The 22,120-nt window shown below is 68.8% G+C and carries 18 protein-coding genes and 1 pseudogene; 16 read left to right on the forward strand and 3 right to left on the reverse strand.

Features of this window, described 5'->3' with window-relative positions; genetic code table 11:
- Nucleotides 1-63 precede the first annotated feature (63 nt).
- The 5 genes from yajC (at nt 64) to M2271_RS18410 (ending at nt 6,923) form a co-directional block, all read left to right on the forward strand.
- Complete coding sequence (gene yajC, locus M2271_RS18390; protein ID WP_280888332.1) at nt 64-588, forward strand: preprotein translocase subunit YajC; 525 nt, start codon at nt 64-66, stop codon at nt 586-588.
- 132 nt (nt 589-720) lie between these two features.
- On the forward strand, nt 721-2,487 hold the full coding sequence (secD, locus tag M2271_RS18395) for a protein translocase subunit SecD (protein WP_280888333.1): 1,767 nt from the start codon (nt 721-723) through the stop codon (nt 2,485-2,487).
- A 1-nt stretch (nt 2,488) separates the two neighbouring features.
- Nucleotides 2,489-3,613 carry a protein translocase subunit SecF gene (secF, locus tag M2271_RS18400; RefSeq protein ID WP_280888334.1) on the forward strand — a complete coding sequence of 375 codons (1,125 nt, stop codon included), beginning with the start codon at nt 2,489-2,491 and terminating at the stop codon, nt 3,611-3,613.
- Entirely contained in the window at nt 3,610-4,158 is a 549-nt protein-coding gene (locus M2271_RS18405; RefSeq protein ID WP_280888335.1) for an adenine phosphoribosyltransferase, read from the forward strand. Before secF ends, M2271_RS18405 begins: the two co-directional genes overlap by 4 nt.
- A 203-nt stretch (nt 4,159-4,361) precedes the next feature.
- Nucleotides 4,362-6,923, forward strand: a complete 2,562-nt coding sequence (locus M2271_RS18410; RefSeq protein WP_280888336.1) for a RelA/SpoT family protein — start codon at nt 4,362-4,364, stop codon at nt 6,921-6,923.
- 106 nt (nt 6,924-7,029) lie between these two features.
- Here M2271_RS18410 and M2271_RS18415 read toward each other — a convergent pair whose 3' ends face one another.
- Complete coding sequence (locus M2271_RS18415) at nt 7,030-8,259, reverse strand: DUF349 domain-containing protein (RefSeq protein ID WP_280888337.1); 1,230 nt, start codon at nt 8,257-8,259, stop codon at nt 7,030-7,032.
- A gap of 135 nt (nt 8,260-8,394) precedes the next feature.
- Entirely contained in the window at nt 8,395-9,225 is an 831-nt protein-coding gene (locus M2271_RS18420) for a peptidylprolyl isomerase (RefSeq protein WP_280888338.1), read from the reverse strand.
- A gap of 179 nt (nt 9,226-9,404) precedes the next feature.
- Here M2271_RS18420 and M2271_RS18425 point away from each other — a divergent pair, with 179 nt between their 5' ends.
- A complete protein-coding gene (locus tag M2271_RS18425) occupies nt 9,405-10,115 on the forward strand; it encodes an MBL fold metallo-hydrolase (RefSeq protein WP_280888339.1) in 711 nt (236 codons plus the stop codon).
- Nucleotides 10,116-10,128: 13 nt separating this feature from the next.
- On the forward strand, nt 10,129-11,391 hold the full coding sequence (gene hisS, locus M2271_RS18430) for a histidine--tRNA ligase (RefSeq protein ID WP_280888340.1): 1,263 nt from the start codon (nt 10,129-10,131) through the stop codon (nt 11,389-11,391).
- 68 nt (nt 11,392-11,459) lie between these two features.
- Here hisS and M2271_RS18435 read toward each other — a convergent pair.
- Nucleotides 11,460-11,865 (reverse strand): annotated as a pseudogene (locus M2271_RS18435) (ABC transporter ATP-binding protein); the annotation flags it as partial.
- Between the two features lie 146 nt (nt 11,866-12,011).
- On the opposite strand from M2271_RS18435, the gene M2271_RS18440 reads away from it, so the two are divergent.
- The 9 genes from M2271_RS18440 to M2271_RS18480 all read left to right on the forward strand — a co-directional run bounded on the left by M2271_RS18440 (nt 12,012) and on the right by M2271_RS18480 (nt 21,989).
- Nucleotides 12,012-12,674 carry a vitamin K epoxide reductase family protein gene (locus M2271_RS18440; RefSeq protein WP_280888341.1) on the forward strand — a complete coding sequence of 221 codons (663 nt, stop codon included), beginning with the start codon at nt 12,012-12,014 and terminating at the stop codon, nt 12,672-12,674.
- Nucleotides 12,675-12,858: 184 nt separating this feature from the next.
- Nucleotides 12,859-14,214 (forward strand): replication-associated recombination protein A, encoded by a 1,356-nt coding sequence (locus M2271_RS18445; RefSeq protein ID WP_280888342.1) that lies wholly within the window; start codon nt 12,859-12,861, stop codon nt 14,212-14,214.
- Between the two features lie 299 nt (nt 14,215-14,513).
- On the forward strand, nt 14,514-15,128 hold the full coding sequence (gene rpsD / locus M2271_RS18450; RefSeq protein ID WP_037714931.1) for a 30S ribosomal protein S4: 615 nt from the start codon (nt 14,514-14,516) through the stop codon (nt 15,126-15,128).
- 183 nt (nt 15,129-15,311) lie between these two features.
- Nucleotides 15,312-15,761, forward strand: coding sequence for a DUF948 domain-containing protein (locus M2271_RS18455; RefSeq protein ID WP_280888343.1), 450 nt, complete (start codon nt 15,312-15,314; stop codon nt 15,759-15,761).
- 9 nt (nt 15,762-15,770) lie between these two features.
- Nucleotides 15,771-16,127, forward strand: a complete 357-nt coding sequence (locus M2271_RS18460; RefSeq protein WP_280888344.1) for a hypothetical protein — start codon at nt 15,771-15,773, stop codon at nt 16,125-16,127.
- Nucleotides 16,127-18,799 carry an alanine--tRNA ligase gene (alaS, locus tag M2271_RS18465; protein WP_280888345.1) on the forward strand — a complete coding sequence of 891 codons (2,673 nt, stop codon included), beginning with the start codon at nt 16,127-16,129 and terminating at the stop codon, nt 18,797-18,799. The genes M2271_RS18460 and alaS overlap by 1 nt, the downstream gene beginning before the upstream one ends.
- A 10-nt stretch (nt 18,800-18,809) precedes the next feature.
- A complete protein-coding gene (gene ruvX / locus M2271_RS18470) occupies nt 18,810-19,274 on the forward strand; it encodes a Holliday junction resolvase RuvX (RefSeq protein ID WP_280888346.1) in 465 nt (154 codons plus the stop codon).
- Nucleotides 19,275-19,395: 121 nt separating this feature from the next.
- Nucleotides 19,396-21,162, forward strand: coding sequence for an endolytic transglycosylase MltG (gene mltG, locus M2271_RS18475; protein ID WP_280888347.1), 1,767 nt, complete (start codon nt 19,396-19,398; stop codon nt 21,160-21,162).
- Complete coding sequence (locus M2271_RS18480) at nt 21,162-21,989, forward strand: shikimate dehydrogenase (RefSeq protein WP_280888348.1); 828 nt, start codon at nt 21,162-21,164, stop codon at nt 21,987-21,989. The genes mltG and M2271_RS18480 overlap by 1 nt, the downstream gene beginning before the upstream one ends.
- Nucleotides 21,990-22,120: the final 131 nt, after the last annotated feature.

Here is a 22,120-nt window from a genome sequence, read left to right on the forward strand (position 1 = left end):
GTATGCACACCCCCACCCATCAGGCCGCTCACCATCGCGGTCGCGTGAAGGAAGTACCGACCCGTGAGTCTCGTGACCCTCCTCCCGTTCATCGTGCTCATCGGGGCCATGTTCCTGATGACCCGCTCGGCCAAGCGCAAGCAGCAATCGGCCGCGCAGATGCGTAACGAAATGCAGCCCGGTAGCGGCATCCGCACCATCGGGGGCCTGTACGCGACGGTGAAGGAGGTCAACGAGGACTCGGTCCTCGTCGATGCCGGTCCCGGCGTCGAGCTCCTCTTCGCGAAGAACTCCATCGGCGCCGTCCTGTCGGACGACGAGTACAACCGCATCGTCCACGGCATCGAGCACGACCTGAAGTCCGACTCCGACGTCGTCCCGGACGACGCCTCCTCCCTCACCGAGACCGACGAGCCCGCCGCCGACGCTGCCGCCGCCTCCGACGACAAGCCCGTCGACCTCGGTAAGAAGGACACGGCCGAGGAGCCGGTCGACGCGTCGACCGACGCCCCGGCCGACACCGAGGCCGCCGAGGCGAAGACGGACGAGGAGCCGAAGAAGACCGGCGGAGACTCCGAGGCGAAGTAGGCGCGCACTCCGGGGTGCGCGGGCCTCCGTGCGCCTGCGGACCCTGCGCGGCTCGCACGGGATCCCGACACCATGTCATGGCCGCCCGCCCGCCGATCAGGCGCCAGGTGGCCCGAGAGGGAGTACGAGAAGGTGGCAGCACCTAAGAAGGGCCGGAGCGCGAGTGCCCAGAGCAAGCCAGGGCGCTCGCTGGCCCTCATCCTGATCGCCATCGTGGCGCTCACCGGCGGGATGTTCTGGTCCGGGCACACCACCCCGCGGCTCGGCATCGACCTCGCCGGTGGTACGAGCATCACGCTGCGGGCGGTCGCGGAGCCGGGCCAGGAGTCCGCGATCAACAAGACCAACATGGACACCGCGGTAGAGATCATGAACCGCCGGGTCAACGGTCTTGGTGTCTCGGAGGCCGAGGTTCAGACCCAGGGCAACAAGAACATCATCGTCAACATCCCCAAGGGCACGAACTCCAAGGAGGCCCAGGACCAGGTCGGCACCACCGCGAAGCTGTACTTCCGGCCGGTCATCGCCACCGAGGTCTCGGGCGCCGCCGCTCCGGGGACCCCGTCGCCGAGCGCGTCCACCAGCGCCTCGGGCAGCCCCAAGGCCCCGGACAAGGCGACCTCGTCCTCGTCTCCCTCCAGCTCCACCCCCCCGTCGGCGACCTCCACCTCGCAGGGCCGCGCGGTCACCGACGGGCTGAAGGCCGACGCCACCCCGTCCGCGAAGGCCTCTGGGAACCCCTCCGCGCCCCCCGCGGCGAGCAGCGGCTCCGACGCGACCAGCAAGCTCCAGGCCCAGTACGCCGCGCTGGACTGCACCAAGCCCACGCAGCGCACCGACGCCGGCAAGGGTGCCAAGCCCACCGACGCCACCGTGGCCTGCGGCAAGAACGCGCAGGGACAGTGGTCGAAGTACGTCCTGGGCCCCGCCGCCGTGGACGGCACCGATGTCGACAAGGCGCAGGCCGTCTTCAACACGACGACCGCCGCCGGCTGGACCGTCACCATGGACTTCACGTCCAAGGGCACCAAGAAGTTCGCCGACATCACCGGCAAACTGGCGCAGAACCAGTCCCCGCAGAACCAGTTCGCGATCGTCCTCGACGGTGAGGTCGTCTCCGACCCGTACGTCCGCCAGGCACTGACCGGCGGCAACGCGGAGATCTCCGGAAGCTTCAACCAGGACGAGGCCCAGAGCCTCGCCAACATGCTGTCGTACGGTGCTCTGCCGCTGACCTTCAAGGAGGACAGCGTCACCACGGTGACCGCCGCGCTCGGTGGCGACCAGCTGCACGCCGGTCTGATCGCCGGCGCCATCGGCCTCGCCCTGGTCATCATCTACCTGGTGGCGTACTACCGCGGCCTGTCGCTCATCGCGGTCGCCTCGCTGCTGTGCTCCGCTGCTCTCACCTACGTGATCATGGCGCTGCTCGGCCCTACCATCAACTTCGCGCTGAACCTGCCGGCCGTCTGCGGTGCCATCGTCGCCATCGGCATCACAGCGGACTCGTTCATCGTGTACTTCGAACGGGTCCGGGACGAGATCCGCGAGGGCCGCACGCTGCGCCCCGCCGTCGAGCGGGCCTGGCCGCGCGCCCGGCGCACCATCCTGGTCTCCGACTTCGTGTCGTTCCTCGCCGCCGCGGTGCTCTTCATCGTCACCGTCGGCAAGGTCCAGGGCTTCGCCTTCACGCTCGGTCTGACCACCGTGCTCGACGTGGTGGTGGTCTTCCTCTTCACCAAGCCGCTGCTGACCCTCCTGGCCCGCCGGAAGTTCTTCGCGAGCGGTCACAAGTGGTCGGGTCTCGACCCGAAGGCACTCGGCGCCAAGCCTCCGCTGCGTCGCACGCGCCGTCCCTCTCCCCCCGCCGCAGGCCCTGTCGACCCGAAGGAGGCGTGAGATGTCGAAGCTCGGCACCCTCGGCGCCCGGCTCCACCGTGGCGAGGTCGGCTACGACTTCGTCGGCAACCGCAAGATCTGGTACGGCATCTCGATCCTGATCACCATCACGGCCATCGTCGGCCTGGCGGTGCGCGGCCTGAACATGGGCATCGACTTCCAGGGCGGAGCCGTCTTCACCACCCCGAAGGGCACGGCCGCCTCGGTCTCCCAGGCGGAGAGGTACGCGGAAGAGACCTCCGGCCACGACGCGATCGTGCAGAAGCTGGGCAGCGGCAGCCTGCGCATCCAGATCGCCGGTATCGACACCGACAAGTCCAACCAGATCAAGGACGAGCTCGCCAAGGACCTGAAGGTCGACTCGGAGAACATCAACGCCGACCTGATCGGCCCCAGTTGGGGTGACCAGATCGCCAACAAGGCCTGGCAGGGCCTCGGCATCTTCCTGGTCCTGGTCGTGATCTATCTGGCGATCGCGTTCGAATGGCGTATGGCGATCGCCGCGTTCGTCGCCCTGATCCACGACATCACCATCACGGTCGGCATCTACGCCCTCGTCGGCTTCGAGGTCACGCCCGGCACCGTGATCGGTCTGCTCACGATCCTCGGTTACTCGCTCTATGACACGGTCGTCGTCTTCGACAGCCTCAAGGAGCAGACCAAGGAGATCACCAAGCAGACCCGCTGGACCTACAGCGATGTCGCCAACCGGTCGATCAACAGCACCCTGGTCCGGTCCATCAACACCACCGTGGTGGCGCTGCTGCCGGTGGGAGGTCTGCTGTTCATCGGTGGCGGTGTCCTTGGCGCAGGCATGCTGAACGACATCTCGCTGTCGCTGTTCGTCGGCCTCGCGGCCGGTGCGTACTCCTCGATCTTCATCGCCACGCCGCTCGTCGCCGACCTCAAGGAGCGCGAGCCGCAGATGAAGGCCCTCAAGAAGCGCGTCCTCGCCAAGCGCGCCCAGGCCGCCGCGCAGGGCGAGTCCCCGGACGCCCTGGTCGGCGACGAGCGGTACGACGACGAGCCGGAGGACGGCGACGCCGCTCCCGCGGTCGTCGGTCCGCGCAACCAGCCCTCGTCCCGCAACCGAGGCCGTGGCCGACCCTCGGGGAAGCGCCGATGACCGAGCTCGCGGAGTTCACGACGTTGCTGCTCAGCCGCATCCGTGAGGTGGCCGACTATCCGGAGCCGAACGTGATGTTCAAGGACATCACCCCGCTCCTGGCGGACCCGGTGGCGTTCACCGCGCTCACCCACGCCCTTGCCGAGGTCGCCGTGAACACCGGCGCCACGAAGATCGTCGGCCTGGAGGCCCGCGGCTTCATCCTGGGCGCCCCGGTCGCGGTCCGCGCCGGCCTCGGCTTCATCCCCGTACGCAAGGCGGGCAAGCTCCCCGGAGCCACCCTCAGCCAGGCGTACGACCTGGAGTACGGCTCCGCGGAGATCGAGGTGCACGCCGAGGACCTCAGCGGGGACGATCGCGTGCTGGTGGTCGACGACGTGCTGGCCACCGGCGGCACCGCCGAGGCGTCGATCCAGCTCATCCGTCGCGCGGGCGCCGAGGTCGCGGGCCTCGCCGTGCTGATGGAACTGGGTTTCCTGGGCGGCCGCGCCCGTCTGGAACCGACCCTCGCCGGCGCCCCACTGGAGGCGCTGCTCAAGGTCTGAGGCGCCGGGAGCACCAGGTGGACACCCTGATGCCACCCGCAGGACACCGAAGGACGGGCCCGGAGGAATCCGGCGCCCGTCCCTTGCGTTTCACCGGTAGACGGCCCTCAGAGTGGCCTGAAGGCGATCCCGGGGCGCAGGATCGCTACCATGGGATCTCCGGAGCCTGACCTGGGGACCCGGATCGCGGACGAGGAGTCCTCTTGCCAGACGAGGCCCAGCCCCTTATCGCCGCCAAGCCCGAGCCCGGCTCGGTGCCCGCGGCCAAGCCCGCACCGCACGGGACGAACGCGTCCGGTGCGAAGAACGACACCCGCGGGCCGGTCGGGCATGCCCAGGCAGCGCCGGCCGAGAAGCCGGCCGAGCAGTCCCGTCCCAAGCCGGCCGAGCAGTCCCGTCCCAAGTCGGCCGAGTCCCAGCGCCCCGTGAACACACCCGCGGTCCGCCCGGCCGCCGCACAGCCCGCCCGCTCCGGCTCCTCCAACCGTGTCCGCGCCCGTCTCGCCCGCCTCGGTGTCCAGCGCTCCAACCCGTACAACCCGGTCCTGGAGCCGCTGCTGCGGATCGTGCGCAGCAACGACCCGAAGATCGAGACGGCCACGCTGCGGCAGATCGAGAACGCCTACCAGGTCGCCGAACGCTGGCACCGCGGCCAGAAGCGCAAGAGCGGCGACCCGTACATCACGCATCCGCTCGCGGTGACCACGATCCTCGCCGAGCTGGGTATGGATCCGGCCACCCTCATGGCCGGCCTGCTGCACGACACCGTCGAGGACACCGAGTACGGCCTCGACCAGCTCCGCCGCGACTTCGGCGACCAGGTCGCCCTGCTGGTCGACGGCGTCACCAAGCTGGACAAGGTCAAGTTCGGCGAGGCCGCGCAGGCCGAGACCGTGCGCAAGATGGTCGTCGCCATGGCCAAGGACCCGCGGGTCCTGGTCATCAAGCTCGCCGACCGGCTGCACAACATGCGCACCATGCGCTACCTCAAGCGCGAGAAGCAGGAGAAGAAGGCGCGCGAGACCCTCGAGATCTACGCGCCACTCGCCCACCGCCTGGGCATGAACACCATCAAGTGGGAACTGGAGGACCTCGCCTTCGCGATCCTCTACCCCAAGATGTACGACGAGATCGTCCGGCTGGTGGCCGAGAGGGCACCGAAACGTGACGAGTATTTGACCGTAGTGACCGACGAGGTCCAGGCCGACCTGCGCGCCGCCCGGATCAAGGCGACCGTCACCGGCCGACCCAAGCACTACTACAGCGTCTACCAGAAGATGATCGTCCGAGGCCGTGACTTCGCGGAGATCTACGACCTGGTGGGCATCCGCGTCCTCGTGGACACCGTTCGGGACTGCTACGCGGCGCTCGGCACCGTGCACGCGCGATGGAACCCGGTCCCTGGCCGGTTCAAGGACTACATCGCGATGCCCAAGTTCAACATGTACCAGTCGCTGCACACGACGGTCATCGGGCCCAACGGCAAGCCGGTCGAACTCCAGATCCGCACGTTCGACATGCACCGCCGCGCCGAGTACGGCATCGCCGCGCACTGGAAGTACAAGCAGGAGGCCGTCGCCGGCACCTCCAAGGTGCGTTCGGACCAGCCGAGGACCACCGGCAAGGACGACCACCTCAACGACATGGCGTGGCTGCGCCAGCTCCTCGACTGGCAGAAGGAGACCGAGGACCCGGGCGAGTTCCTGGAGTCCCTGCGCTTCGACCTGTCCCGCAACGAGGTCTTCGTCTTCACTCCGAAGGGCGACGTCATAGCGCTCCCGGCCGGCTCCACGCCGGTCGACTTCGCGTACGCCGTCCACACCGAGGTCGGCCACCGCACCATAGGAGCGCGGGTCAACGGCAGGCTCGTACCGCTCGAATCCACCCTGGACAACGGCGACCTGGTCGAGGTCTTCACCTCCAAGGCGGCCGGCGCGGGCCCCTCCCGCGACTGGCTCGGCTTCGTGAAGTCGCCGCGCGCCCGCAACAAGATCAGGGCGTGGTTCTCCAAGGAGCGGCGTGACGAGGCGATCGAGCAGGGCAAGGACGCCATCGTCCGCGCCATGCGCAAGCAGAACCTGCCGATCCAGCGGATCCTCACCGGCGACTCCCTCGTCACGCTCGCGCACGAGATGCGCTACCCGGACATCTCCGCGCTGTACGCGGCGATCGGCGAGGGTCATGTCTCCGCGCAGAACGTCGTGCAGAAGCTCGTCCAGGCGCTCGGCGGGGAGGAGGCGGCCACCGAGGAGATCGACGAGTCGGTCCCGCCGTCCCGCGGCCGCAGCCGCCGCACCAGCACCGACCCGGGCGTCGTGGTCAAGGGCGTCGAGGACGTCTGGGTCAAGCTGGCCCGCTGTTGTACGCCCGTCCCCGGCGACCCGATCATCGGTTTCGTCACCCGTGGGAGCGGCGTATCGGTTCACCGCAGTGACTGCGTGAACGTGGAGTCACTGTCCCGTGAGCCCGAGCGCATCCTCGAGGTCGAGTGGGCGCCCACCCAGTCGTCGGTCTTCCTGGTCGCGATCCAGGTCGAGGCGCTGGACCGCTCCCGGCTCCTGTCGGACGTCACCCGCGTTCTGTCCGACCAGCACGTCAACATCCTCTCCGCGGCCGTCCAGACCTCCCGCGACCGGGTGGCCACCTCCCGCTTCACCTTCGAGATGGGCGACCCGAAGCACCTCGGGCACGTCCTGAGAGCGGTCCGAGGCGTCGAGGGCGTGTACGACGTGTACCGGGTGACGTCGGCGCGCAGTCGGTCATAGCAGCGCGTACGAGAGAGCGCATACGAAAGAGGGGCTCCCGCACCACAGGTACGGGGCCCTCTTCGTCAATCTGCCTGATCTGTCTGAACCGTCCAGCCGCCAGCCGTCAGCCGCCGAACTCGTGCAGTCCCTTCAGCGCCTGGTCCAGGAGCGCCTGGCGGCCCTCCAGCTCGCGCTCGAGCTTGTCGGCCCTGGCGTTGTTGCCCTGGGTCCGCGCCTGCTCGATCTGGCGGTTCAGCTTGTCCACGGCCGCCTGGAGCTGGCCGGTCAGCCCCTCGGCACGCGCGCGTGCTTCCGGGTTGCTCCGGCGCCACTCGGTCTCCTCGGCCTCCTGCAAGGCCCGCTCGACGGCGTGTACCCGGCCCTCGACCTTCGGCCGGGCGTCCCGCGGCACATGGCCGATGGCCTCCCAGCGTTCGTTGATCGAGCGGAACGCGGCCCGAGCGCCTTTCAGGTCACCGATCGGCAGGAGCTTCTCGGCCTCCTCGGCCAGCTCTTCCTTCAGCTTCAGGTTCTCCGACTGCTCGGCGTCCCGCTCGGCGAAGACCGAGCTGCGGGCGGCGAAGAAGACGTCCTGGGCGCCGCGGAAGCGGTTCCACAGGTCGTCCTCGTGCTCGCGCTGGGCGCGGCCCGCGGCCTTCCACTCCGCCATCAGCTCGCGGTAGCGCGCGGCCGTGGGACCCCAGTCGGTCGATCCCGAGAGCGCCTCGGACTCGGCGACCAACCGCTCCTTGGTGCGGCGGGCCTCCTCGCGCTGCGCGTCCAGCGAGGCGAAGTGGGCCTTGCGGCGCTTGGAGAACGCCGAGCGGGCGTGCGAGAAGCGGTGCCACAGCTCGTCGTCCGACTTGCGGTCGAGCCGGGGCAGGCCCTTCCAGGTGTCGACCAGGGAACGCAGTCGCTCACCGGCCGCCCGCCACTGGTCGGACTGCGCCAGCTCCTCCGCCTCCGTGACCAGCGCCTCCTTGGCGTGCCGCGCCTCGTCGGACTGCTTCGCGCGCTGCTGCTTGCGCTCCTCGCGGCGCTTGTCGACGGTCTCCACGAGCTTGTCCAGCCGCGTCCGCAGTGCGTCCAGGTCACCGACCACGTGGTGGGCGTCGACCTGCTCGCGGATGTGGTCGATCGCTGCCTGTGCGTCCTTTGCCGACAGGTCGGTGGTCTTCACTCGCTTCTCGAGGAGGCCGATCTCGACAATCAGGCCCTCATACTTGCGTTCGAAGTAGGCCAGTGCTTCCTCGGGGGAGCCTGCCTGCCAGGAACCGACGACCTGCTCGCCGTCGGCCGTACGCACGTACACGGTTCCCGTCTCGTCGACGCGGCCCCACGGGTCGCTGCTCACAGCGCCTCCTCCACATGATGCCTGCGGGAGGCCTCAGCATCCCCGGGCATCGTCCACAGTTTCGTCACGGCCAACATAGGCGACCGGCGGGTTGCCTGTCCGCATCCCGCGCGACCGAAATTTCCCTGCTGAGGGTCAGGATTTGGTGACCGTTGCCTTGTTGATCACGACCGTCGCGTTGGGGGCCGTGTTGCCCGTCGTGGGGTCGGCGGCCTGGGCTCCCGCGGCGGCGATCTTCTTGAGGACCTTCATGCCGGACGCGGACACCGTGCCGAACGGTGTGTAGCTGGGCGGGAGCTGACTGTCCTGGTAGACGAGGAAGAACTGGCTGCCGCCGGTGTGCGCCTTGCCGGTGTTCGCCATCGCGACCGTGCCCGCCGGGTAGATGTTGTTCTTGAGGCTTTTGTCCTTCAGGTTCTCGTCCGGGATGGTGTAGCCGGGGCCACCGCTGCCGCTGCCCGTCGGGTCGCCGCACTGCAGCACGTAGATGCCCTCGGTGGTGAGCCGGTGGCACTTGGTGTGGTCGAAGTAGCCCTTGTCGGCGAGGAAGTCGAACGAGTTCACGGTGTGCGGCGCCGCCGACGCGTTCAGCGCGAGGTCGATGTCGCCGCACGTCGTCGCGAGCTTCATCGTGTACTTCGCCGACTTGTCGACGGTCACCGCCGGCTCCTTCTTCCAGGTCGCCGTCTTGACCTTGCCGGACGCCGGCTTCTCGCACGGATCCGGCGCCTTGCTGGGCTGCGGTCCCGCGCTCGGCGTCGTCTCGGAGCTCGCGTTGGTCTTGTCGTCGTCCTTGAGGACCCCGGTCGTGTAGAGGGCCAGACTGCCCACCAGGATCACGCCGAGCACCGACGCGATCACCGAGTTGCGCATGCGCGCCTTACGTCGCGCGGCCGTGCGCCGCTCCTGCTGGCGCAGGAACTTCTCCCGGGCGAGCTGACGCTTCCGCTGTTCCTGGGTGACCACCGGATTCTCTCCTCATGCGTCTCGTACGTCGACTGGGACGCGTGCGTCTTGTGAGCCGACCGCCTGCGTGTGCCCCGTACCGTATATGGGTTGGCTGAGGAATCGGCAGCGCCGGTAGGCTCTGACCGCAGGAGTAACCGCTCTGAAGCCCACCCGAATCGACACAACGAAGGACGATCGTGCTCATTGCCGGGTTCCCCGCCGGAGCATGGGGGACGAACTGTTATCTCGTCGCCCCCGCCGCCGGTGAGGAGTGCGTGATCATCGACCCCGGCCACCAGGCCGCCCAGGGAGTCGAGGAGACGCTGAAGAAGCATCGGCTCAAGCCCGTCGCCGTCGTCCTCACCCACGGCCACATCGACCATGTGGCCTCGGTCGTCCCGGTGTGCGGCGCGCACGGCGTACCGGCGTGGATCCACCCCGGGGACCGGTACATGATGACCGACCCGTCGATGGGTCTCGGCCGGTCCATCGGAATGCCGCTGATGGGCGAGCTGACCGTGGGGGAGCCGGACGACGTCAAGGAGCTGACCGACGGCGCGAAGCTGGAGCTGGCCGGTCTGGAGCTGTCCGTCGCGCACGCGCCCGGCCATACCAAGGGGTCGGTGACCTTCCGGATGCCCGAGGCCGCGGACATTCCGCCGGTCTTCTTCTCGGGCGACCTGATCTTCGCCGGCTCCATCGGACGCACCGACCTGCCCGGCGGTGACATGGACGAGATGCTCGACTCGCTGGCCCGCGTGTGCCTGCCGCTCGAGGACTCGACCGTGGTGCTGTCCGGCCACGGCCCCCAGACGACCATCGGCCAGGAGCGCGCCACCAACCCGTATCTGCGGCAGGTGGCGGCCGGCCAGGGAGCGGATGTCGACGCTCCCCGACGAGGAATGTGACGAGAGACCTCCCGTGAGCACCTTCAAGGCCCCCAAGGGCACGTACGACCTGATCCCGCCCGACTCCGCGACGTATCTGGCGGTCCGCGAGGCGATCGCCGCGCCGCTGCGCAACTCCGGCTACGGCTACATCGAGACCCCGGGCTTCGAGAACGTGGAACTCTTCGCGCGGGGTGTCGGTGAGTCCACCGACATCGTGACGAAGGAGATGTACGCCTTCGAGACCAAGGGCGGCGACCAGCTGGCCCTGCGCCCGGAGGGCACCGCCTCCGTGCTGCGCGCCGCGCTGGAGGCCAACCTGCACAAGGCGGGCAACCTCCCGGTCAAGCTCTGGTACTCCGGCTCGTACTACCGCTACGAGCGCCCGCAGAAGGGCCGGTACAGGCACTTCTCGCAGGTCGGCGCGGAGGCGATCGGTGCGGAGGACCCGGCGCTGGACGCCGAGCTGATCATCCTGGCCGACCAGGCGTACCGGTCGCTGGGCCTCAGGAACTTCCGGATCCTGCTGAACTCCCTGGGCGACAAGGAGTGCCGTCCGGTGTACCGGGAGGCGCTGCAGAGCTTTCTCCGGAGCCTCGACCTGGACGAGGAGACGCTCCGCCGCGCGGACATCAACCCGCTGCGGGTGCTGGACGACAAACGCCCGGACGTCCAGAAGCAGTTGGCCGACGCGCCGCTGCTGCGCGACTACCTCTGCGACGCGTGCAAGGCGTACCACGAGGAGGTGCGCGAGCTGATCACGGCGGCGGGCGTCTCCTTCGAGGACGACCCGAAGCTGGTACGCGGTCTGGACTACTACACCCGTACGACCTTCGAGTTCGTCCACGACGGTCTGGGCTCCCAGTCGGCGGTGGGCGGTGGCGGACGCTACGACGGCCTGTCCGAGATGATCGGCGGCCCCGCGCTGCCGTCCGTCGGCTGGGCACTGGGGGTCGACCGCACGGTCCTCGCCCTGGAGGCGGAGGGCGTGGAACTCGAACTTCCCTCCGCGACCAGCGTGTTCGCGGTGCCGCTGGGCGAGGAGGCCCGCCGGATCCTGTTCGCGAAGGTCACCGAGCTGCGCAAGCAGGGTGTCGCGGCGGACTTCTCGTACGGGGCCAAGGGCCTCAAGGGCGCGATGAAGAACGCCAACCGCAGCGGCGCCCGCTACACGATCGTCGCCGGCGAACGCGACCTCGCCGAGGGCGTCGTCCAGCTCAAGGACATGGAGTCCGGTGAGCAGACGGCGATCGGTGTGAACGAGATCGTGGCGGAGCTGGAGTCGAGGCTGGGCTGAGGGACGGGTTGAAGGGTGGGCGGGCAAGCGCATCGGGCTGCCCGCCCTTCCCGCTCTGCCCGCCCTGCGCGCCCTCCCGCTCTGGCCTCCAGACCAACCAGGCCGATGCCCTTCTCCGGGGCGCGCGGCCTCGGACAGGAGCGGGCGAAATGCCGCACGGTTTTGCCGGCCGTCAACTCCGCGCGCGCGGATTCGTCCTGCCAGACAGTTCCGACACGGAAACGCCACGCGCGCGTGGCGCGCGCCGGATCCGCCCCGAGGACGGGCACCTCGCCCGCATCCCGGTCCCGGTCGCCCCGGAAGATCTCCCCGGTCGTGCTCTTGCCGGCCTCGTCGGGCCTCGTCGGGCCTCACCAGGCCGAACACCGCGCTCTGGTGGATGCCGAGGGCGATGCCGTCGATCCCGGCCATGTCGCCGTACCGCCGACGCAGCCCCCGTACGTCCACCGCGAGTTTTTTCGCGTGTGATGCCATGCGTTCGAGCCTCGGCCTGAACCGAGCATTCCGGGACGACCGTGCGTACTTCCTTATGTCCATCGAACGGTGGACGCCGGGGTCGGTGCGGCACAATGGCCGGTGCCCCGGGAAGGTCCCACTCTCCAGCAGACGGAATCGGCGTGATGAGCAAGACTCCAGTCAAGGACGTCTCCACCGAGCGCGCGCCCTCGTCGGCGGGCGCCGATGCCGCGCCGCGGACGGCGGGCGGCAGCCGGGCCTTCGGCCTGCTGCTGGTGATCACCGGAGCGGCAGGCCTGCTCGCCGCGTGGGTGATCACGATCGACAAGTTCAAGCTGCTCGAGGCCAAGGTCGAGGGCAAGACCTTCGTCCCCGGCTGCAGCCTGAACCCCGTCGTCTCCTGCGGCAGCGTCATGGAGAGCAAGCAGGCCGCCGTTTTCGGGTTCCCCAACCCGATGCTCGGCCTTGTCTGCTACGGCATCGTGATCTGCGTCGGTGTGAGCCTGCTCGCCCGGGCTCGCTTCCCGCGCTGGTACTGGCTCACCTTCAACGCCGGCACCCTCTTCGGCGTCGGCTTCTGCGCCTGGCTGATGTTCCAGTCGCTGTACCGGATCAACGCGCTGTGCCTGTGGTGCTCGCTGGCCTGGGTCGCCACGATCGTCATGTTCTGGTACGTCACGTCGTTCAACATCCGCAACGGCTTCCTGCCCGCCCCGCGCTGGTTGAAGAGCTTCTTCGGCGAGTTCACCTGGGTCATGCCGGTACTGCACATCGGGATCATCGGCATGCTGGTCCTGACGCGCTGGTGGGACTTCTGGACCAGCTGACCGGCCGGCATCCGGGGCCGTCGACCGCTCGGCTTCCGGCCTGTTGACTGCTCGGCTTCCGGCCTGTTGACCGTCCGGATCCCGGCCTGTTGACCACTGGGCTTCCGGCCCGTTGACCACTGGCTTTCCGGGCCGACCGACAGCCCCGACGGGATTGTCAGTGCGGTGACATAGGGTTTTCGGTGTGGAGCCCGACCTGTTCACCGCCGCAGCAGAAGAACGTCAGGAGAAGGACCCGGCCGCCAGCCCCCTGGCCGTCCGGATGCGTCCGCGCACCCTGGACGAGGTGGTGGGCCAGCAGCACCTCCTGAAGCCGGGCTCACCCCTGCGCAGACTGGTCGGCGAGGGCTCGGGCGGCCCGGCCGGCCCCTCTTCGGTGATCCTCTGGGGCCCGCCCGGCACCGGAAAGACGACCCTGGCGTACGTCGTCTCCAAGGCCACCAACAAGCGCTTCGTGGAGCTCTCGGCGATCACCGCCGGCGTCAAGGAGGTCCGCGCGGTCATCGACGGCGCCCGCCGGGCCACCGGCGGCTTCGGCAAGGAGACGGTCCTCTTCCTCGACGAGATCCACCGCTTCAGCAAGGCCCAGCAGGACTCCCTGCTCCCGGCCGTGGAGAACCGCTGGGTGACGCTGATCGCGGCGACGACCGAGAACCCGTACTTCTCGGTGATCTCCCCCCTCCTGTCCCGCTCCCTCCTCCTCACTCTCGAACCGCTCACGGACGACGACGTGCGCCGACTCCTGCGCCGTGCCCTCACCGACGAGCGTGGCCTCAAGGACGCCGTCACCCTCCCCGAGGACGCCGAGGAACACCTGCTGCGGATCGCCGGCGGCGATGCCCGCCGCGCCCTGACCGCCCTTGAGGCGGCCACCGGAGCCACCCTCGACAAGGGCGAGCCGGAGGTGAGCCTGCAGACCCTGGAGGAGACGGTCGACCGGGCCGCCGTGAAGTACGACCGCGACGGGGACCAGCACTACGACGTGGCCAGCGCCCTCATCAAGTCCATCCGCGGCTCCGACGTCGACGCGGCCCTGCACTACCTGGCCCGCATGATCGAGGCCGGCGAAGACCCCCGCTTCATCGCCCGTCGGCTGATGATCTCCGCCAGCGAGGACATCGGCCTCGCCGACCCGAACGCCCTGTCGATCACGGTGGCCGCCGCCCAGGCCGTCGCCATGATCGGCTTCCCCGAGGCCGCCCTCACCCTCAGCCACGCCACCATCGCCCTCGCCCTGGCCCCCAAGTCCAACGCGGCGACCACGGCGATCGGCGCCGCCATGGCGGACGTACGCAAGGGGCTGGCCGGCCCCGTCCCGCCGCATCTGCGTGACGGGCACTACAAGGGCGCCGCCAAGCTGGGCCACGCCCAGGGGTACGTGTATCCGCACGACCTGCCGGAGGGCATCGCCGCCCAGCAGTACGCCCCGGACGAGATCAAGGAACGCGAGTACTACGAGCCCACCCGGCACGGCGCCGAGGCCCGGTACGCGGACGCCGTGGAGTGGACCAGGAAGCGCCTCGGTCGCAAGCGGTCCTGAGCACCCTGTAGAATTCCCCGAAGTGCTGCGTCCCGTGTCCGGCTCCGGTCGGCGCCTCAGGCGGGACATCCAGCCGGATCTGTTGATCCAGGAGCGTCGCGCACCGTCGTAGGTGTCGCGGGCAGCCCACCACCACCCGGGTTCCGGGAGCGGTCGGTGGGCCGTTCGTGTGCTGCACGTATGTGCCCAGAACAGGGGAACGGCTACCTGACATGTCCCTCGTGGATGTGTCGGGATTCCCCGACTGCGGATGCGACCTCCCATAACCCTGAGGCAGCCGAAAAGGAAAAGGAAAAGAAGTGGCGAACCAGCCCCGCCCCAAGGTCAAGAAGTCGCGTGCCCTCGGCATCGCGCTGACCCCGAAGGCCGTCAAGTACTTCGAGGCCCGCCCCTACCCGCCGGGTGAGCACGGCCGCGGCCGCAAGCAGAACTCGGACTACAAGGTCCGTCTGCTCGAGAAGCAGCGTCTGCGCGCGCAGTACGACGTGTCCGAGCGTCAGCTCGTCCGCGCCTACGAGCGTGCCGCCAAGACCCAGGGCAAGACCGGTGAGGCCCTGGTCATCGAGCTCGAGCGCCGTCTCGACGCGCTGGTCCTGCGTTCGGGCATCGCCCGTACGATCTACCAGGCCCGCCAGATGGTCGTCCACGGCCACATCGAGGTCAACGGCCAGAAGGTCGACAAGCCGTCCTTCCGCGTCAGGCCCGACGACGTCGTGATGGTCCGCGAGCGCAGCCGCGAGAAGACCCTGTTCTCGATCGCCCGCGAGGGTGGCTTCGCCCCCGACGGCGAGACCCCGCGCTACCTCCAGGTGAACCTCCGTGCCCTGGCCTTCCGCCTGGACCGTGAGCCGAACCGCAAGGAGATCCCGGTGATCTGCGACGAGCAGCTCGTCGTCGAGTACTACGCCCGCTGATCACCCAGCGACGGACGTAGCACCACCTGCGCCTCAGCCCGCCGTCCCGCCGCCCTTCCGGGTGGGCGGGGCGGCGGGCTTTCGCATGCGGCACCGTCGCGTAATCCGGTACGGAGCTCCACCCCCGGCGCGATAGGCTCGCCGTACGACTTTTTCGATCTGCAGGCACGTTTCAGGGAGCGGGTGCACACAGTGTCCGGTGGAGAGGTGGCCGGGATCCTGGTGGCCGTCTTCTGGGCGATCCTGGTCTCCTTCCTCGCCGTAGCGCTGGCGAGGCTGGCCCAGACGCTCAGGGCGACCACCAAGCTCGTGGCGGACGTGACCGACCAGGCCGTCCCGCTGCTGGCCGACGCCTCCGCGGCGGTGCGCTCCGCGCAGACCCAGATCGACCGGGTGGACGCGATCGCGTCGGACGTCCAGGACGTCACGTCGAACGCCTCGGCACTGTCGACCACCGTCGCCTCCACCTTCGGCGGCCCCCTGGTCAAGGTCGCCGCCTTCGGCTACGGCGTGCGCCAGGCCCTCGGCGGCCACAAGGGCGACGTGCCCGTCAAAGCACCCCGGCGTTCGGTGATCGTGGGCCGCACGGTCTCTCGGCGGGACAAGCGAGACCTCCGCAAAAAGAAGGACTGAGAGCCAGCGATGTTCCGCCGTACCTTCTGGTTCACCTCCGGCGTGGCCGCCGGTGTGTGGGCCACCACCAAGGTCAACCGCAAGCTGAAGCAGCTGACGCCCGAGAACCTCGCCGTGAGCGCGGCGAACAAGGCGCTCGAGGCAGGTCACCGCCTCAAGGACCGCGCGGTGGGCTTCGCGCTGGACGTCCGGGACAACATGGCCCAGCGGGAGGCGGAGCTGGGCGACGCCCTCGGGATCAACGAGAACCCCGAGCTTCCCTCCCCCCGGCGGTACGCCGCCATCGAGAACCGCAGCAACCCGAAGTCCGTCGACAGAGACAGCGACAGGACGACGTACTCGTACAACCGGAATGAGGACCACTGATGGAGTCGGCTGAAATCCGCCGCCGCTGGTTGAGCTTCTTCGAGGAGCGCGGTCACACCGTCGTCCCTTCGGCGTCGCTCATCGCGGACGACCCGACTCTGCTCCTCGTCCCGGCCGGCATGGTGCCCTTCAAGCCCTACTTCCTGGGTGAGGTCAAGCCGCCGTACGCGCGCGCCACCAGCGTGCAGAAGTGCGTGCGCACGCCCGACATCGAAGAGGTCGGCAAGACCACGCGCCACGGCACCTTCTTCCAGATGTGCGGCAACTTCTCCTTCGGCGACTACTTCAAGGAAGGCGCCATCAAATACGCCTGGGAGCTGCTCACCAGCCCCCAGGACAAGGGTGGTTACGGTCTGGAGCCCGAGAAGCTCTGGATCACCGTCTACCTGGAGGACGACGAGGCCGAGCGCATCTGGCACGACGTCGTCGGCGTGCCGAAGGAGCGCATCCAGCGTCTCGGCAAGAAGGACAACTACTGGTCCATGGGCGTCCCCGGCCCCTGCGGCCCCTGTTCCGAGATCAACTACGACCGCGGCCCCGAGTTCGGCGTCGAGGGCGGCCCCGCTGTCAACGACGAGCGGTACGTGGAGATCTGGAACCTCGTCTTCATGCAGTACGAGCGAGGCGAGGGCACCAGCAAGGAGGACTTCGAGATCCTCGGGGACCTGCCGAGCAAGAACATCGACACGGGCCTCGGCCTCGAGCGGCTCGCCATGATTCTGCAGGGCGTGCAGAACATGTACGAGATCGACACCTCGATGGCCGTCATCAAGAAGGCCACCGAGCTGACCGGCGTCGAGTACGGCCACGCCCACGACTCGGACGTCTCGCTGCGCGTGGTCACCGACCACATGCGCACCTCCGTGATGCTCATCGGCGACGGTGTGACCCCCGGCAACGAGGGCCGCGGCTATGTCCTGCGCCGCATCATGCGCCGCGCCATCCGCAACATGCGTCTGCTCGGTGCCACCGGCCCGGTCGTCAAGGACCTGATCGACACGGTCATCGAGATGATGGGTCGGCAGTACCCCGAGCTGGTCACCGACCGCGAGCGCATCGAGAAGGTCGCCGTCGCCGAGGAGGACGCCTTCCTCAAGACGCTGAAGGCCGGCACCAACATCCTCGACACCGCCGTCACCGATACCAAGCAGGCCGGAGGCGCCGTCCTGTCCGGCGACAAGGCCTTCCTGCTCCACGACACCTGGGGCTTCCCGATCGACCTCACCCTGGAGATGGCCGCCGAGCAGGGCCTGTCCGTGGACGAGGACGGCTTCCGCCGCCTGATGAAGGAACAGCGGGAGCGCGCCAAGGCCGACGCCCGGTCCAAGAAGACCGGCCACGCCGATCTCGGCGCCTACCGCGAGATCGCCGACCGGGCCGGCGAGACCGACTTCATCGGCTACGCGGACACCGAGGCCGAGTCCACGGTCGTCGGCATTCTCGTCGACGGTGTCTCCTCACCCGCCGCCACCGAGGGCGACGAGGTCGAGATCGTCCTCGACCGCACCCCGTTCTACGCCGAGGGCGGCGGCCAGATCGGCGACACCGGCCGCATCAAGGTGGACTCCGGTGCCGTCATCGAGATCCGCGACTGTCAGAAGCCGGTCCCGGGCGTGTACGTCCACAAGGGCGTCGTTCAGTTCGGCGAGGTCACCGTCGGTGCCACGGCCCACGCCTCGATCGACAACCGCCGCCGTACGGCCATCGCCCGCGCCCACTCGGCCACGCACCTCACCCACCAGGCCCTGCGTGACGCCCTCGGCCCGACAGCCGCCCAGGCCGGTTCCGAGAACCAGCCCGGCCGCTTCCGCTTCGACTTCGGTTCGCCGTCCGCCGTTCCCACGGCCGTGATGACCGACGTCGAGCAGAAGATCAACGAGGTGCTCGCCCGCGACCTGGACGTCCGCGCCGACGTCATGGGCATCGACGACGCCAGGAAGCAGGGCGCGATCGCCGAGTTCGGCGAGAAGTACGGCGAGCGCGTCCGGGTCGTCACCATCGGTGACTTCTCCAAGGAGCTGTGCGGCGGCACGCACGTCCACAACACCGCCCAGCTCGGCCTGGTGAAGCTGCTCGGCGAGTCGTCCATCGGCTCGGGTGTCCGCCGTATCGAGGCCCTCGTCGGTGTCGACGCCTACAACTTCCTCGCCCGTGAGCACACGGTCGTCGCCCAGCTCCAGGAGCTGGTCAAGGGCCGCCCCGAGGAGCTCCCGGAGAAGATTTCCGCCATGCTCGGCAAGCTGAAGGACGCCGAGAAGGAGATCGAGAAGTTCCGCGCCGAGAAGGTCCTCCAGGCCGCCGCCGGTCTCGTCGAGTCCGCCAAGGACGTCCGCGGGATCGCCGTCGTCACCGGTCAGGTCCCGGACGGCACCACGGCCGACGACCTACGCAAGCTGGTCCTCGACGTGCGCGGCCGCATCCAGGGCGGACGGGCCGCGGTCGTGGCCCTGTTCACCGTCAACAACGGCAAGCCGCTGACGGTCATCGCCACCAACGAGGCCGCCCGTGAGCGCGGTCTGAAGGCCGGTGACCTGGTCCGAACGGCCGCCAAGACCCTCGGCGGCGGCGGTGGCGGCAAGCCGGACGTCGCCCAGGGCGGCGGGCAGAACCCGGCCGCCGTCGGCGACGCCATCGACGCCGTCGAACGCCTCGTGGCCGAGACGGCGAAGTAAGGCTGACGAGATGCGCAGAGGACGTCGACTCGCGATCGACGTCGGGGACGCCCGCATCGGGGTCGCCTCGTGCGACCCCGACGGGATTCTCGCCACTCCGGTGGAGACGGTCCCCGGGCGTGACGTCCCGGCAGCCCACCGCAGGCTGAAGCAGCTGGTCGAGGAGTACGAGCCGATCGAGGTCGTCGTCGGTCTTCCTCGCTCCCTCAAGGGGGGCGAGGGCCCGGCCGCCCTCAAGGTCCGCGGCTTCGCGCAGGAGCTCGCGAAGGGGATCACGCCGATCGGGGTGAGACTCGTCGATGAGCGGATGACGACCGTGACGGCCAGTCAGGGACTGCGCGCCTCGGGAGTGAAATCCAAGAAGGGCAGATCGGTCATCGACCAGGTTGCGGCCGTGATCATCCTCCAGCAGGCGTTGGAATCCGAACGGGTGTCAGATAAAGCACCTGGGGAGGGCGTCGAAGTGGTCATCTGATCGCGATACGGTAACGTGCCGCGCGATGTGGAGGCATTCGAACAGCCACCGCACACAGAGAGGCGGAACGGGAACCGGGCCGTAGACACGCGACCAGCCGCCTCGCGGCTCTAGGGGATCGATGACTGAGTATGGCCGGGGCGAAGGCTCCGAACCGTGGCATCCGGAGGACCCCTTGTACGGGGACGGATGGGACGGACAGCAGACCCACCCGGGCCGGCAGTCCCCCTACGGCGGCCAGCCGCAGCACTATCCGGAGCAGCCGCAGCAGCCGCAGTACGACCAGCAAGGCTGGGGCGACAGCCAGCAGGCCGCATACGGTCAGGCGCAGCAGCAGTACGGCGAGCAGCAGCACTTCCAGCAGCATTACGGGCAGCAGCAGTACGACCCGCATTACGGGCAGCAGCAGTACGCGGGCCAGCAGCAGAACCAGAACCAGCAGCAGCAACAACACCAGCACAACCAGCAGCAACAACACCAGCACAACCAGCAGCAGTACGACAACGGCGGCTGGGCCACCGGCACGCACACGCGCGTCCAGTACACCGACCCGTCGGACCCGTACGGACAGCAGAACACGGCGTACGAGGGCGAACAGCCCGACCACTACGGCACCCCGGACGCCTACCCGCCGCCGGAGCCGCCCGCCCGCCGCGGAGCCGAGCCCGAACCGCCGCGGACCGACTGGGATCCCGGCCCCGACCAGGGCGAACATGCCTTCTTCGCGGGCGACGACGACGAGGACGACTCGGACGACCCGAAAGAGGGCCGCGGTGACCGCAAGGGCCGGGGCGGCAAGAAACCGAAGAAGCGGCGCAGCGGATGCGCCTGTCTGGTGCTGGTAGTGATCTTCGCCGGGGGAGTCGGCGGAGTCGGCTACTTCGGCTACCAGTACTACCAGGACCGTTTCAGCGCGGCGCCGGACTACGCGGGTGACGGAAACGGCGATCAGGTCACCGTGACCATCCCCAAGGGCGCCGGCGGCTATGTGATCGGCCAGCAGCTGAAGAAGGCGGGCGTCGTCGAGAGCGTCGACGCGTTCGTCTCCGCGCAGCAGTCGAATCCCCAGGGCAAGACGATCCAGGACGGCGTCTACACGCTGCAGAAGCGCATGTCGGCCGCGAGCGCGATCGAACTGTTGCTCAGTCCGAAGAGCCGCAGCAACCTGATCATCGCCGAGGGCTGGCGCAACTCGAAGATCTACGACTCGATCGACAAGCGCCTCGAAGTGCCGGACGGCACCACGGCGAGCGTGGCGAAGAAGCAGTACAAGAGCCTCGGCCTGCCCGACTGGGCGCTCGGGCATCCCGATCTGAAGGATCCGCTCGAAGGATTTCTCTACCCCTCCAGCTATGGGGTCAGCAAGGGCCAGAAGCCCGAGGATGTTCTCAAGGACATGGTCTCCCGAGCCACTGAAACGTACGAAAAGCTCGGCCTGGAGAAGAAGGCGAAGGGCCTCGGACTCGACGACCCCTGGCAGTTGCTCACCGTCGCGAGCCTTGCCCAGGCCGAAGGCACCAGCCACGACGATTTCCGTAAAATGGCCGAGGTCGTCTACAACCGTCTCAAACCCGGCAACCCCGAGACCTACGGTTCGCTGGAGTTCGACTCCACGTACAACTATGTGAAGAACCAGAGCAAGATTGACCTGAGCATCGCCGAGCTGCGCAAATACAACAACCCTTACAACACGTACTACATCAAGGGCCTGCCCCCCGGCCCCATCGACAACCCCGGTGACGAGGCGCTCAGGGGCGCGCTCAACCCGACGGACGACGGCTGGTACTACTTCATCTCGATGGACGGCAAGACCAGCAAGTTCACGAAGAAGCTCGCGGAACACCAGAAACTGGTCAACGAGTGGAACGCGTCAAGGAACAAGAACTGATGACCGCCCCCCGAAGGGCCGCCGTTCTCGGCAAACCGATCGCCCACTCCCTCTCCCCGGCACTGCACCGCGCCGCCTACGAGGAACTGGGCCTCACCGGTTGGTCGTACGACCGGTTCGAGCTGGACGAGGCGGCCCTGCCCGGGTTCTTCGCGCAGCTCGGCCCCGAGTGGGCCGGGCTGTCGGTGACCATGCCGCTGAAGCGGGCCGTCATTCCGCTGCTCGACGAGATCAGCGAGACGGCGGCCACGGTCGGCACGGTCAACACGGTCGTGTTCACCGAGGACGGCCGCAGTGTCGGCGACAACACCGACATCCCCGGCATGGTCGCCGCCCTGCGGGAACACGGGATCGAACAGGTCGACTCGGCGGCCATCCTCGGCGCCGGCGCCACCGCCTCCTCCGCGCTCGCCGCGCTGGCCCGCGTCTGCACCGGCGAGGTCGTCGCCTACGTCCGCAGCGAGGCCCGCGCCGCCGAGATGCGGAAGTGGGGGGAGCGGCTCGACATCGAGGTGCGGACGGCCCACTGGGCGGACGCCGCACAGGCCCTGCGCGCACCACTGGTCATCTCCACCACCCCCGCCGGTACGACCGACGCGCTGTCCTCGGCGGTACCGGAACGGCCCGCGACCCTCTTCGACGTGCTCTACGACCCGTGGCCGACCGAGCTCGCGGCCCGCTGGTCGGCGTACGGCGGGGCCGTGCTCGGCGGACTCGACCTGCTGGTGCACCAGGCGGTGCTGCAGGTGGAGCAGATGACGGGACGCACGCCGGCCCCGCTGGACGCCATGCGCAAGGCCGGCGAACACGCGCTCGCGGCCCGATAGCGCCGCGGCACCAGGAGCCGCCCGGCCCCCCGTCGGGACGGCGGCGCTCCGTCCGCCCTGTGGACCGGCGGCCGGGCCCCGGGGCCGGACGTGGGAGAATCGGAGGTGGCGGGCCGGGGCCGCGCACCGGT

This window comes from Streptomyces sp. LBL (assembly GCF_029893585.1).
In the GTDB taxonomy this organism is placed as follows: Bacteria; Actinomycetota; Actinomycetes; order Streptomycetales; family Streptomycetaceae; genus Streptomyces.